General features: G+C 43.8%; 10 protein-coding genes. 5 read left to right on the plus strand and 5 right to left on the minus strand.

All coding sequences use genetic code 11. The annotated features are described in order from the left end of the window. Positions 1–61: 61 nt before the first annotated feature. The 4 genes from QF117_RS15010 to QF117_RS15025 all read right to left on the minus strand — a co-directional run bounded on the left by QF117_RS15010 (position 62) and on the right by QF117_RS15025 (position 5641). Positions 62–1276 carry an ABC transporter substrate-binding protein gene (locus QF117_RS15010; protein WP_282386528.1) on the minus strand — a complete coding sequence of 405 codons (1215 nt, stop codon included), beginning with the start codon at positions 1274–1276 and terminating at the stop codon, positions 62–64. Positions 1277–1345: 69 nt separating this feature from the next. Continuing rightward, the gene (locus tag QF117_RS15015) at positions 1346–2914 is read right to left on the minus strand and encodes a response regulator (protein ID WP_282386529.1); all 1569 of its coding nucleotides are present in this window, start codon (positions 2912–2914) and stop codon (positions 1346–1348) included. Beyond that, complete coding sequence (locus tag QF117_RS15020; RefSeq protein ID WP_282386530.1) at positions 2911–4017, minus strand: HAMP domain-containing sensor histidine kinase; 1107 nt, start codon at positions 4015–4017, stop codon at positions 2911–2913. Before QF117_RS15020 ends, QF117_RS15015 begins: the two co-directional genes overlap by 4 nt. Positions 4018–4342: 325 nt before the next feature. Beyond that, on the minus strand, positions 4343–5641 hold the full coding sequence (locus QF117_RS15025; protein ID WP_282386531.1) for a DEAD/DEAH box helicase: 1299 nt from the start codon (positions 5639–5641) through the stop codon (positions 4343–4345). A gap of 380 nt (positions 5642–6021) precedes the next feature. Between QF117_RS15025 and QF117_RS15030 the strand changes: the two genes are divergently transcribed. From QF117_RS15030 to QF117_RS15045, 4 genes are all read left to right on the plus strand, one after another. After that, positions 6022–7302, plus strand: coding sequence for a DEAD/DEAH box helicase (locus QF117_RS15030; protein WP_282386532.1), 1281 nt, complete (start codon positions 6022–6024; stop codon positions 7300–7302). Positions 7303–7578: 276 nt separating this feature from the next. Next, entirely contained in the window at positions 7579–9789 is a 2211-nt protein-coding gene (locus QF117_RS15035) for an EAL domain-containing protein (RefSeq protein WP_282386533.1), read from the plus strand. Between the two features lie 84 nt (positions 9790–9873). Next, positions 9874–12051 carry an ATP-binding protein gene (locus QF117_RS15040; protein ID WP_282386535.1) on the plus strand — a complete coding sequence of 726 codons (2178 nt, stop codon included), beginning with the start codon at positions 9874–9876 and terminating at the stop codon, positions 12049–12051. Between the two features lie 221 nt (positions 12052–12272). Further along, on the plus strand, positions 12273–12791 hold the full coding sequence (locus QF117_RS15045) for a DUF2058 domain-containing protein (protein ID WP_282386539.1): 519 nt from the start codon (positions 12273–12275) through the stop codon (positions 12789–12791). Between the two features lie 178 nt (positions 12792–12969). Here QF117_RS15045 and QF117_RS15050 read toward each other — a convergent pair whose 3' ends face one another. Next, positions 12970–14133 (minus strand): response regulator, encoded by a 1164-nt coding sequence (locus tag QF117_RS15050; RefSeq protein WP_282386541.1) that lies wholly within the window; start codon positions 14131–14133, stop codon positions 12970–12972. 228 nt (positions 14134–14361) lie between these two features. Between QF117_RS15050 and QF117_RS15055 the strand changes: the two genes are divergently transcribed. Continuing rightward, entirely contained in the window at positions 14362–14715 is a 354-nt protein-coding gene (locus tag QF117_RS15055; protein ID WP_282386543.1) for a rhodanese-like domain-containing protein, read from the plus strand. Positions 14716–14830: the final 115 nt, after the last annotated feature.

Below are 14830 nucleotides of genomic sequence, written 5' to 3' on the forward strand. Positions count from 1 at the left end.
CGTCTCGTTTTACTCCAACATTCCATTGTAAATATCATTAATCAGTTAATTATTTTCACCGCTAATTATTTTCACCGCTAATTAATTTCACCGCATTGTTTTCATCATATTTAGCCATGCACAAATCATCAGCACCTAACGCTTCATGCGCATCGAGGTCTTGCGAGCTAAAGACTCTAAACGGTTGGTTGTATTTTTTAATCAAACCTTGGACGGGTACTGCCAATGATTCCAACGACTCCTTCAGTTTCCTTTGATTCAATTTTGCATCGTGGGTTAATACCGTATTGTCTGCCGCTTGAAGGAAAATCTTCGCCAAATCATAACTGTGCACGAAGCCTGCAGGCGCTGCGATATTGCGTGTGGCATAATCGTTGGGATACAAAGCCTGAGCCCGGTTGAAGACATCTTGCTGGAAGCGATTATTCTGTTGGCTATAAAAATTGAAACAAGACTGAACGAAATTAAGCTGTGCATTTTCTCTTGTTTCTAAAGAGACTCTCTGTGCGAAATCTCCCCCGGTAATACCCCAATGGCTATAGACCGGCGTGTTCAATTCAAGGTCACTCACCCCTTGAACAATCAACCGACCTTCCCGAGCGTTACTGACTAATAATAGACAATCGGCATTCGTGTCGATGGATTCGCGAATTTTGATTCTTGCGTCAATATCAGAAATCCCCCAATTAAACCAAGTGACTTGCACTTTGGCTTTCAGTTCTTTGGGCAGTGCTGATTTCATGGCTTCATAATTTGATTTTCCCCATGCCGTATTCTCTAACATAAGTTGAGGTTGCTGACATTGATTGGCTAACGCATGTTTCACCAAAATACTGCCGACCTTTGAGTCATCAACCGATAGGCGAAAAACAAAATTATTGTCAGGGGATGGGTAGCGAGTAATGGGCGCACCAGCAGCCCAAGGTACTAACGTTAGCATCTGCGATTCATTGATAAACTGACGATATTTAATCAATGGCGGTGAATGTATCCCTGAGATATACGCTAACCCATTAGGATCTTTGGAAAAGCGTTCCATATTTTTTAGACTACGAAGTGAGTTCCCACGATGGTCTAACACGACGAACTCTACCGGAACACCACCAATTTGGTCGCCAACTTCCGAAAACGCGACACGAACCCCCTGTTCAATCGATCGCGCCGATTCAATATGTCCTGTTCTATCGGCATCTAAATAGACTCGAAATACGCTGGGTTCGGCAGCAAATAGAGCGGAACAATATACAGTGAGTAAAACCAGCAACCATTTAGTCATAATAACCATTCCATCTCTTATTCATTACCTATCATCAAAGGGTAGAAGGTAAATCAAAATAGTCGAGCGTTAGCATTCAGGATCTTTAAGCTCTTCTTTTATATTTAAAAACAGCGCTTTGTTATTTAAAAACAACTCAACCAGTTTTGGATCAAAAAACAGCCCCGATTCGGATTCAATGTAGTCAAATACCTTTTCAATTGACCAAGCGTCTTTGTAAACACGCTTGGAACACAACGCATCAAAAATGTCTGCCAACGCACAAATCCTTCCATAGATGGGGATATCCTCGCCACTTAACCCGTTAGGGTAGCCATTGCCATCCCAGCGTTCATGGTGCGTACCCGCTATGATTGCACCCGCATCCAATAGCTCGAGTTCAGACCCCTGTAGCATCTGCTGACCAATTTCAGCATGCGTTTGCATGATCGCCCACTCTTCCGCATTTAACTTAGCCGGTTTGTTTAAAACGCGATCAGGAGTGCCTACTTTGCCAATATCGTGCAGTGGCGACGCAAATAGAATGGTTTCGCATTGCTCTTCGTTCAAGCCGTATAACTGCGCCAACAATTCACAATAGCGGGCGACTCGTTTAACGTGATAGCCAGTTTCATTCGAACGGCTTTCTACCACTTCGGTTAATCGATAAATCACCTCTCTTTGAGAGTTTTTCATTTGCTCATTCAGGTCGATATTTTTCAACCCCACCACTAAGTTCTCGGTAAATACTTCTAATAGATGCCGGTCAAGATGGCCCAATTCTCGTCCTGTGGCGATGTAAAAAGCTACCGCATGATTGTCACTTTTGCAGTAAATAAGAATTTCTTCACCATCAAAAACAGATCCATTATTTTGTCGAGACTTAGCGACAAGACACTGAAACGGTAGCTCTTCTAAATACGTGTATTTATCCTGCGTGTTTTGAAACAAACCCGTTCCACAAATGACATCAACCTTACTTTTTGCATCTTGATTTTGAGTACCAGAAACCTGGGCCTTGGTCATTGGCGTCAAGTCAATCAGCATGGTGTCGTTGACATTAATGAGCGTAATAATCTGGTCGAGCGCCGCTTTTGAAAACGCGACAAAACCCAATTTATCCATCACATTTTTGGTCGCAACGACCACTTGCTCCATCCCCATCTTACTTTGCTCGAGAATCATAATGTGTTGATAGGCTCGCAAAGCAGTAAGTGTTGTGGTGTAGAGTTTCTGCGCCGTCAATTCCGTTTTGGCTTTGTAATCATTAATGTCATAGTCTTTAATCACTGACTGCTCTGGCGATTGGCCTGGCTGGCCTGTTCGCAACACGATTCGAACATTTAGATCACCGTGCTCATCTCGAATCCATTTTGCTAACTCTAACCCCGCATGATCCGTTTCCATAACCACATCAAGCAGCACCATCGCGATGTCGGTATTATTGAGGAAGGCTTTCTTTCCTTCTTTTGCAGAGTTCGCACTGATAAAGTTTAACGGTCTATTTTCAAATTCAAATGATCGCAATGCCATCTTGGTGACGCGGTGAATCTCTTCATCATCATCGACAATCAGTACGTTCCAGGGTTTTTGAGGCTCTTTGTCCTGTGCTTCTTCTTCATCGGCAAAAAAATCATCATCAAACAGATCATCGCTCATTGATTCACCTCGATTGGTAGAATGATGTTAAATTGAAGGCCTGACGGCTTTACGTGGCTGACTTCCACTTGGCCATTTTGTTCCTTGATAATATTGTAAACAATATTCAGGCCAAGCCCGGTGCCACCTTCCTCTCTTTTGGTGGTAAAGAAAGGGTCAAACAATTGAGTTAGTATCGTGTCGTCTACCCCGCTACCTGTATCAAAATAGCAAATGTGTATGTGTCCGTTTTCACGTTTAGCGTTAATTTCAATGCTGCCTTTGTTACCTTTATCAAAACCATGAATAAGCGAGTTATTGACTAGGTTAGTCATGATTTGATTCAGTTTCCCTGAACAGGTTCTAAACACCAGATCACTGCCAACATTATTCACAAAAGTGACTGGCTTATTTTTGAGTTTATGGTGAAAACTGTTTTTTATGTTCGCCACCATCTCGTTCAAATTTACATCAAATATTGAATCAATGGTTTGTTCTACCGCGATTTGCTTGAAGCTCTTAATTAAGTCGCTGGCCCTCATCAAATTATCTTGAATGATTTCTCCGCTTTCTAGCGTGCCCTCTAAAAAGTCTTCCAGTTGTGACTTTTTCATCGTCTTATTGTCATAGCGTTCGATAATGGATTTGGTTTCCAATAATAAGTGCGATGCTGCGGTGACTCCTATCCCAATCGGCGTATTGACTTCATGGGTCACGCCAGCCACCAACGCCCCTAAGGAAGCCAGTTTCTCAGACTCAATAAGTTCTTTTTGTGCTTTCTCCAGAAGTCGAGCTTGCTCATTGAACGTCAAGTTCTCATTATTGCGAATGGGTTGGATATTCGGCTCATTCGAAGATATGGGTGTGATCAAATTTAAGCGGTAAAAATAAAGATCATCGATACAGGTGACTTCCGCTAGATCCATAGAAAAACCGCTGAAGTCCGGGGAATTTAATTGCTCAGGAGTGAGGTTTGAAAGAAACCCCACGATATCTAAATCGCCTTGCGAAAGTGTCTTCAATAGCCCTTTGCTTTGGCATACATAATTTTGTTCTGGATGATACAGCACCAGCAACTCTGACGAGCCAGAGCAATATTGTTCAGCCCAATTTGAAACGCTCATAAGTACCTACACGCTTTGTTTACTATTCAATTTAGTTCAAGCAGACACTTATTTCTAATTAGTGGGTAATTTGTTGCTTAACTTTTCCTCTCGCTACACAACCGATGGGGCTATTCTCTCGGCTGAACACCCAATTTTTCAATGTAAACCTCATTTTTCAAATCATTACCTTATTAGAAGTATAAAAAAACGCCGAAGATGGTTGTCTTCGGCGCTTTTCATTTGACGCTGAGCTTTGCAAACTTAGCGCTTCAAACTTGGTACTTTTAAACTTAACGCTTTTAAACTTAACGCTTTAAAATATAGGGTCTGAAACGTAGAACCGCTATTTCTTAAGGCTTGCTGGCTTGTTTTTGTTCACAATCATCTTGCGCAGCCTTGCTCGTTTTTCTGCTGACCCTTGATTGGAATCTGATGGGTTGTTTGTTCTTGTTTTGCGATTTTTAAACGCCGGCTTGGAGTGCATTTTCTCCAACAACGCATCACGATTCTTTGGCTCATAGCCCGCTTGCTCGACTCGATAAATCGTATGACCTATCAGCGACTCGACCTGCTGCAGTGTCAATTCTTCTTCTCGGCTTACAAAGGAAATAGCGTGTCCTTTTTGACCAGCACGACCGGTGCGGCCAATGCGATGAACATAATCTTCTGCCAAAAATGGCATATCGAAGTTCACTACGTGAGGCAAGTCTTTGATGTCTAGGCCACGCGCTGCAACATCCGTGGCAATCATCACGCGAGCTTTGCCTTCTTTAAACTCTTCCAGGGCTCTTCTACGGGCACTTTGTGCCTTATCACCATGGCATAACACCGCTTTAATGCCATCAAGTTTTAACTCTTTTAGCAGCATATTGGCGGTTTCTTTGTAGTTAACAAATACCAAGACTTGTTTCCAGTTTTTACGACCAATCAGCTCTGAGAGCATTTCACGTTTTCGCTCTTGATCGACGGGGTAAACAACATGTGCAATGGTCTCTGCTGTCACATTCTCTCTGGCGACAGAGATGCGTTTTGGTTGACGCAAAATTTCGCCTGCCAATTTATTCATTTGTGGCGAGAACGTCGCTGAAAAGAGCATAGTTTGAGGCTTGGTTGAGATCCCACCCATGATGGTTTCAATAGAAGAGATGAAGCCCATATCGAGCATGCGATCCGCTTCATCAAACACCAAGAACTCTAAGTTCACCAATGAGACATTGTTGTCATCTAAATGCTCAATTAATCGACCCGGTGTAGCGACCAATACATCAACACCTTGTTGGAGGCTTTTCACTTGCGATGACATTTTCGCCCCACCGTATACCGCTGCAACAGAGAGAGAGGTGTACTTAATGTAGTCTTCTATATTTTGCGCGATTTGGGCAACCAATTCTCGTGTTGGTGCAAGAATAAGCGCTCTCGCTTGATGGCGATTCGTTGTTTTAGGCTTGTCGAGCAATTGCTGAATAATAGGCAAAGAAAAAGCGGCGGTTTTACCCGTTCCCGTTTGTGCGTTCGCAAGAATATCGTGACCACGACGAGCGTGAGGAATAGCTTGTTTTTGTACTGGTGTTAGTTTTTCGTAGCCGCACTCCGACAGTGCTTTCACTATTTCTGGCGCAAAATTCTGAGATGAAAATGACATTGTTGTGTTCCTAAAATCTGACGGCTACGACCACAAACAGCATAACCAAAAATAAGGCCGAAGATTATAGAGCAATACCCGTTAGAACGGCACTATTTTTGTGACTTCGACCTCTCATTGGTCAATTTTCAGTCGGTTGGGCGTATTTTTTCAGACAAGGTCGCCTCTTTCGGTTCACTCTTTCGGGCCATGTCATCAGTTGAATACCAGTGGTTAAGTGCTGATGACTAAAGATTACGAACTCAGTATTCAGGGCTAAATACTGGCTTAAAAATACTATCGTTCCTGTAAAAAGCGCAAAATGAAAACCAATAGGCCCCCTATTCGCTCTGTGGTAAGGTTGCGGCCAGAATTTCCACATCGATTATTGGGTACAGTGAATGCCATTTTCTCGCCTAAATTTGAGTTCGACTCTTATTCATGCTCTTCCTAGCTCGTTTCGTGCACCGACTGACATTCAATCACAGGCGATTCCTGTCGCTCTTAAAGGGGGCGACTTACTTGCCATCGCCCAGACAGGAAGTGGGAAAACACTGGCCTACGGCCTACCCATCATAGAAAAAGTACTCGAGATAGATGTTCATAAAGTATTACTACCCAGCGCTATTATCGTCGTACCTACCCGTGAGCTGGCGGCCCAGGTAACGAAAGAGCTACAACAGCTGGCCACCAATATTGCACAATTGGAGCAAACCCAGAGCGTTAAAATTATCTCAGTGTGTGGTGGTATCGAAAAAGATATTCAAATAGAGCAACTGCAACCGTCACCACACATCATCGTCGCAACACCTGGGCGCTTATTGGATCTGATTCAAACTCGTCACCTCGATGTGAGTGGTATTCATAGCGTCGTGTTTGACGAAGCCGATCGTTTGCTCGATATGGGTTTTTGGTCAGATATTCAATCCATCAGCCATGCCCTACCTAGCAATCGACAAACAATGATGTTTTCAGCCACACTGCCCGATGAGCTCAAAGAGCGCCTTGACACTCAATTAAAACAGCCTTCTTATGTCCAGGTAAGTTTGGCTAACCAGGTTGCTGACAATATAGAAGAAAGGCTTTTCTTGGTGAACAAAGGCAGTAAAGCCAAGGCGCTTATCCAACAGATACACAGTGAAGATTGGCAACAAGTTTTGGTATTTATTGGTGCAAAAGACAATGCCGATGCGCTGACAAAAAAACTCGCGAAAGCGGGGATTCATTGTGCAGCACTGCATGGAAATAAAACTCAACAAGAACGTGAATACACACTTGAGCAATTCAAAAACAAATCCCTACAAGTTCTCATTGCAACGGACCTTTTAGCCCGAGGGATTCACATTGATCACCTCCCTGTCGTCATCAATTTCGAACTCCCTTCCGATCCGATGGCATATGTGCATCGAGTTGGACGAACCGCAAGAGCAGGACAACAAGGGCTGGCCGTTTCACTCGTGTGTCATGGAGAAGCTGACTACTTACACGCCATTCGCCAATGCACTCAACGCCCACTCACCACACAAACCCTTGCTGATTTTCCAGTCACCGATACGCCATCGTCAAGCGGGAGCAAGCGAGCCCCAAGAGATAAAAAAGCAAACCGAAGAACCAACAACAAAAAAAGCATCAAACAATTTCAGCAACGCTCACCCAAACCGAGAAGTCGTGACGGGCAATAGCGCACCCGAAGACGACCCCAAAAACTCATTACCATACAAAATCTTACATTTAATAAGGTTTACAGCACTTCTTTATCCAAGTTCAGGCACACCCTTAAAAACCGTTCTATACTCAAATACGTTGGTTACTTAAGGTGGGTGACTCATGGTTTGTAAACGACGAGTCACCAAGATTAACCGTCACTTACTCAGCCATAAGGGGCTTGCGAATGTAAAGCCTAGCCCATAATGACCTGAGTTTGTCACATTAACTCGCTAGATTTATCTGGAGATTGGATGCCAAAGGAAAACAGTGCTCACGATGAGTTATTGACCATTATCGACGACACACAAGGCGATATTGAAGAGGTCGATCACTCCAATTACTGGCGCGTATTGGTGGTTGACGACGACGAGGATGTCCATGTTGCTACTAACCTCACATTAAACAGCTTAGTGATCGAGGATCGAACGTTAGAATTATTGCACGCTTATTCAGCGGCTGAAGCGGAGACGCTACTTAAAGCAGAAGAAGACATCAGTGTCGTACTATTGGATGTGGTTATGGAGTCTGAGCATTCTGGATTAGATCTGGTCGATACCATCCGCAATGATTTAATGTTAGATGACGTTCGTATAGTCCTGCGTACCGGACAACCCGGTTATGCACCAGAGATGGAAACCATCAAAAAGTACGACATCAATGATTACCGAACCAAATCTGACTTAACTCGAATTCGCCTTTTCACCATATTGACCAGTGCGATACGTGCTTACAAGCAAATCAGGCAGCACAAAGTCATGCGACAGGGGTTGGAAAACGTCGTCAGTGCCAGCACGAAAATGGCGAATATCCATGGCATGAGACTGTTTGCTGAAGGGGCCGTTAAGCAAATAAGCGCACTGATACAAATAGAGCCCGATGGATTGATCTGTGCTCAAGACGGTTCCCATGATAATGCCGACAATATTCATGTTATCGCGGCTTCAGGTCGATACAGTAACCTGGTACAGGCCCCTTTAGACAGTTTAAAATCGCCTAAAATAAAGCAGTTGCTTACCCATTGTTTGCAACAAAAAAAGAACCTAGTCGATGATGGGCTTACCCTCTACTTCTCTACCGATAGAGGGCGAGGAATAGCCGCCTACGTCGATATTGACCGTCCACTCAATAGCGTTGACCAACATTTACTGGAAGTATTTTGTGCCAACCTCTCGGTCGGTTTTGATAATGTCTTTCTCTACAACAAACTTGAAGAACAGGCCTATACAGACCCTTTGCTCAAGGTGCCCAATCTTAATTACCTGCTTAAATATCTGTGCAGCCCAATCGATCATTCTGAAACCTCTCTATTGGCCTTGATTGATCTCGATGATTTTTCAGCCATCAACGACAGTTTCGGTCATCAATTTGGCGACTCGGTACTCAAAGAAGTCATCAATCGGTTAACAAGTCGATTCCCTCAATGTTTTCTTGCTCGAGTCAGCAGTGATGTATTTGCGCTTATTGGCCTTGAATCGGAAGTGAACTCATCTCTTATCATTGACACATTCGAAAATGAATTCATCGTCAATGAACAACCTTTTAAACTCAGTGCCAGTGTTGGTTTGGTCAAACTTGCAGAGCGCACCACCGAGCTCACCGACTTATTCAAAGATGCTCAGGTCGCACTCAAGCAAGCGAAAGTTCATAAACGTGGCGGAGCAATGACTTTCTCACAAGACATGGGGCAATGTGCTCGAGAAAGAATACAGCTATTGACCCAACTGCGGCTGGCGCTGACCAAAAATGCGCTGTTTCTTATGTATCAGCCTAAGTACCACCTTGAAACCAAAACGATAACGGGCATGGAAGCGTTGCTGCGTTGGCGAACGGACAGTGGTGATCTCATTCCACCGGATCAGTTCATCCCACTCGCGGAACAATCGGGAATGATGCTGACCATCGGTGCTTTTGTCATGCAGCGATCGTGTGAGCAATTAAGGCAATTAAATCAGGCTGGTTTTGAAGACATCAGCATGGCTATTAATATTTCACCCTCTCAACTTGAAGATTCGGGGTTTATTTCTTCGCTTCAATACTCTCTTGAAAGTACGGGGATTTCACCACAGCAATTGGAATTAGAAATCACTGAAACCGTCGCGGCGAATGATTTTGACTACATTTGCAACGTGCTGACTGAGGTAAGAAATCTCGGCTGCAAAGTCGCGATAGACGATTTTGGAACGGGCTTTTCCTCACTCAGCGTTCTACACAAACTGCCCGCGACACGATTAAAAATCGATAGAGCGTTTGTTGATGCGATGGATGAAGACGACAGCATTGCCAAAATGATCGTGAATCTTGGAAAAACATTGGGCCTAGAAGTGACCGCTGAAGGCATTGAAACCGATGAGCAATTTGAAAAGCTCAAATCCTTTGGTTGTGAAGAAGGTCAAGGCTGGTTATTTGCCAAAGCGATGGTTCTTGAAGAGCTCATCTCAGAGCTTAAACAAAGTAAAGCCTAACACTGCCTGGCATCGGCAGCCTTCTTGTCAAAAGCAGCCTTCATGTCAATCAGCAGGACGCCTATCCATAAACAGGAGTATTCCGTGAGCAATTCATCCGATCGCGCTGACAAAACCTCAAGCACAAGGGTCAGCTCCAAAGTCCTGATACAACGCTATCGCTCTATGATTTATGGCGGTCTTCTGCTGATTATCGGCCTAACATTGGGTAATGCGCTTTATCTGAGTGAACAGACAAAGCAACAGGTGCTCAATGAAGAAAATCACCAAGGCGTCCAAACATTACAAGCACTATCTCAAACCATTTCAGTGTCACTCGATCACATTGATCATATGCGATATTCCGTTGAAACGGCGCGTGAGCACCCCGACTTGATGCCGAGCCAAGCCTCGTTAACCTACCTAGAACAACAGGCAAAGAAATCCCCCGAGGGCTCCCCATGGGACTCCCTGCCCACGGAATTGAAACAAGTAGTGGGGCAGGTTTTTGTTGCTTCTGATGCTGGCGATATTTCTTTCGACAAACGCACGTTACTTACCATGATGCCTACGGTGGTGGCCACCCACCAACAACACAAAGAATTTCAGTGGAGTTACTACTATGACGCCCATCAAAAGTTGACTCAGCTTTATCCATGGGTGAGTTTTAATGATCTCCTCGCTGCCACGGACACGGCCAACATGGATGAAGCGATCAACGTTATCTATGAAGCTGGCGGGACTTTTCCGTTGCAGCTGGTGAGCCCTGAAAAAAATCGGGAACGAAACAAGGTATGGACGCCACCTTATATGGATGCAGGGGGGAAAGGAATGATGATTTCATTGCTGGCCCCTGTTTATCAGGCCGACACATTCATTGGCGCAGTCGGCACAGATATTACCTTAAAAGTGCTGGATACGATTCTTAATAGTCATCCATCTAAAATCGGCCGGTTTGTTGTGCTTGATGCGACAGGGACAGTGGTCGCAGATAGCCAAGGCGCTTTAAAAGATAAAACGGACGCTGTTTCTCAAAGTGAAGTACTTTCTTTGGTCAACATAGGGGAAGCGCATCAAATCCCTGCGGAACAAATTCAAGACGTGGATGGCGGCTATTGGGTTTCTTACTCGCTTGAGCATACTCCCTGGAATCTAGTGTTAGAAATACCCGATGCCAATATCGATGGCTATATTCTCAACGCCATTTTGCCTTACGTCATTATGGGTATGTTGTTTGCAGCCCTGCTGTTATTTGTTGTGTTATATCAGCATTGGAACTTTAGTCAGCCAGCGCTGAGGCTCGCCCAATTTGTAGAAGAAATCCCTGAGACCGAGGATATTTCCATTCCAAACATCCCTAGCCGATGGAGACATTGGTTTGAAAGTGTCGCCCGAACAGAAACGGACCGCAGGCTGCATTTATCAACCATTGAACAACAAACACAGCTACTAGAGCAGCGAGTGAATGAACGCACCATTGAATTACAAGAAGCCCTCAAGACTTTAAAATCCACACAAGATGAACTCATTCATTCTGAGAAATTGGCTGGCCTTGGATCACTGGTCGCCGGGATAGCCCACGAATTGAACACCCCCATCGGCAATGCGCTGTTGGTCGCCAGCTCTATCAAAGATTTTAATAACGACTTTATCGAATCAACCAAAGAAGGATTAAGAAAGTCGGTACTTGATCAGTATCTATCTCAAAGCGCTGAATCAGCAAGCAGCATTGAACATAATCTCCGACGGGCAGCGGAATTGATTACCAGCTTTAAGCAAGTCGCCATTGACCAAACCAGTTATCAACGTCGTAAATTCAATTTGGCTGAAATACTCCATGAACTGCGTATCACAATGACGCCAACGCTATCACGCGAGCAAATACAGTTAGACGAACAGCTGTCTGATTCCATCGTAATGGACAGCTATCCTGGGCCTTTAACACAAGTTATGATGAATCTGCTATCTAATGCTGTCACCCATGCTTTTAATAATCAGACAATAAAACTCGTCACCATTACTTGCTCTCTGGTTGATGAGCACTGTGCCATGATTGAACTGATTGATAACGGGCAAGGCATTGAACCGGAGAACTTACCCAAGATTTTTGACCCTTTCTTTACCACCCGCCTTGGGGCTGGGGGTTCGGGCTTGGGGCTTAATATTTCCTACAACATTGTGACCGGGTTACTCGGTGGTGAACTTACGGTAACGAGTGTTAAGGGAGAAGGAACCAGATTCAAGCTTAGTTTTCCTTTAATTGCGCCGCCTGAAAGTAAATAAGGGCTTGGGAAAATCCACCAAAGTCCGTGCGCCTACTGGTTAGTGCGCTTACTGGTTCGTGAGCCTACTGGTTCGTGGGCCAATTAAAGGGCAGTAGAAGTGGCTTTATCCCTTGTTGTTGGCGTCGAATCGCCAATGATGAATTGAATTCCACTGCAATGGCTTTATTTGCTCTGCCCTAAACGATAAACTATCGCCAATTTGATTAAGTTGGATAAATCATGGCAAAGTTAACGCTACAAGAGCAAATGCTAAAAGCAGGCTTAGTAAACGAAAAGAAACTCAAAAAAGCCAAAAAAGGCGCCAAAAAATCACGAGTTCAAGCGCGTGAAGCAAAAGAAGCGGTTGAAGCCAATAAACTTGCACAACAAGAGCGCGATAAAGAGCTGAATCAACAGCGTAAAGAGCAGCAATTGAGCAAAGAACTAAAGGCTCAAGTGAAGCAGCTGATTGAAATGAATAAGCTGGACCTTAAAGGCGACATCAAATACAACTTTACTGATGGCACCCTGGTTAAATCTCTTTATGTTGAATCTTTAGTCCGTGAGCAAATCATCAAAGGCATTCTTGCGATTGCTCGTTACGGCGAAAGCTACGCTGTTATCCCAGCAGGTGTTGCTGACAAAATCGCTCTGCGAGATCAAGAAACGATCATCGAAAACAACACCTCTGATGAAGAAACACTTGCAGAAGATGACCCATACGCTGATTTCGTCGTACCCGATGACCTGATGTGGTAATAGCATTTATTCACTAATGAAAAAGCCTAAAGGCCTAATGGTGTCACTTCATCATTAGGCTTTTTTCATATAAGACACATTGTCACTACCGAAGCCGATTTTTGTCATCCAATGGGCAACCAGCATGTCATAGACGCTAAGCGTGCTGGCTCAGATGGAATCGCTAAGGCGAAACAGCTTAAAACAGTTCTACGTCTCCACCCGTATCCTCTCTCGGCGCTTCTTCGCTAGGGACGGTGAGCATATCTGCGTTCTCTATTTTTAATACCAGATCTTCTAATACACTTTGCATATTCGTCAGTTCATCTTTTGCAAACGCCATTCTTTTTAGCCCTGATTCGAATAATGCCGACAACGCTTCTTCCTGCTCATAAGAGAGCCCCAAAAAGTGATAACTATTATTCAGTTCTTGCTGTGATTCACTGAGATTTTCCGCGGATATCGCATCAAAATCGTTGATACGCATTGAGACTTGCTGAGCAGTGTTAGCGATGTCTTTTACAATATCTAACATCATGTTTTGACGCCTGATATCTTGGTACTTTGCTTCTAGACCTTCAATTACAAACGCATAGATGTCTCGAATTTGCCCGACAAAACGTTCATCGTCTTCAGGGAGGTTTTTTATCAAAATTGCACAATTTTTGTCATTGAATATGAGGCGATTGCCAAATTGGAAAACCCGACCTTTAGTATGTAAAAGGTCAAAGATATTGCGCTCGATCGGGTTCACTACACCACTAATATTATCAAAATAGTGATCCTGCTCATCTCGAACCACCATGGAAGCGTGCAAGCCTTGCGCACTTGCTGTTTGAAAAACCGTAAAACTCAGTTGCTCAATATGCTGACAATAGGATAGGTTTCTAAAAAACTGGACAACCAGACCATGCTGGCTCGCTTCTTTCATAAACTCTGTCGATGCGGATTTCGCTTCATCATAGTCCGACAACAGCTTTCTTTTTTCTATCAGATACTTATCGATAACATGGAGCTTAGCCATCAACTCTTCGTGGGCAAAAGGGCGAACTAGCACTTCAGTAGCACCCGCTTGATAAACTTTGAGCCGTTCGTTTATTGATGTGTTGTCAGTAATAAATACAACAGCAAAATCATCGTAATGATTTAGGCTTTTTAGGTTGTTATAAAACTCAATCGTAGATTCGTTATTTAGGTGTGTGTCTAGCAGCACGATATTGGGCTGATACGTTTCAATCAGATCTTGCGCTCGGTTAAAGTTAAAGGCGACCTCAACGCTATAGGTGCCTTTTAGCTGTTCAACCATGGCATTACAAAATTCCGTGTCTGATTCGATGATCAACAATTTTCGAGAATCAACCATTTCTCCTCCTATTCCAACTGAACCACTCAATATCTCTTTTATAAAGCGAGATTTATTTCATTCCTTGAGTGTAGCAGTTAGTTAGAAAAAGCTCGGGTTTACGGGATCAATGAAGAAATTGACGAAATTTCACCGGATCAGTGCGTCTCATTGAATGGCACACCGTTTCCCTTCTTATGGTAAATCGTTGTTATAATAAGTTTACTGTTATTTAATTTAGGCTCAGCTATGATCAACAAAACGTATTTATTACTGCTGTCTTTACTTCTATCTCTTAGCACTTTTTCCTCATTGGCTTCAGAAAGAGCAAACCAAGGTTGGGAGAAAATAAAACAAGGTTCTATGCTCATTGATGTTCGAACCCCAGAAGAGTTTGAACAAGGCCACCTGGATAACGCTCAACTTCATCCTCTGCAAGACTTAGAGTCATGGTCTGAGTCTATTGCTAAAGATACGCCAATTGTCCTGTACTGCCGAAGTGGTCGTCGCTCAGGGGCTGCATTAGAGCAATTAAAACAAAAAGGGTTCACTCATGTTCACAATGCTGGGGGGTACTCCGAAATGTTACAAAGTTCGCAATAGAGCAATCAGTATTTCCTTAGACGAACGACTCAACTCGCATCGCCAAAGCAATCGCCTACCCCCCAGATTTCCAATGAACCTCAGAGGAAATCTGGGACTGCATTTCCTTTGCGCT

It is taken from the genome of Vibrio sp. YMD68 (assembly GCF_029958905.1).
Lineage (GTDB): Bacteria > Pseudomonadota > Gammaproteobacteria > Enterobacterales > Vibrionaceae > Vibrio.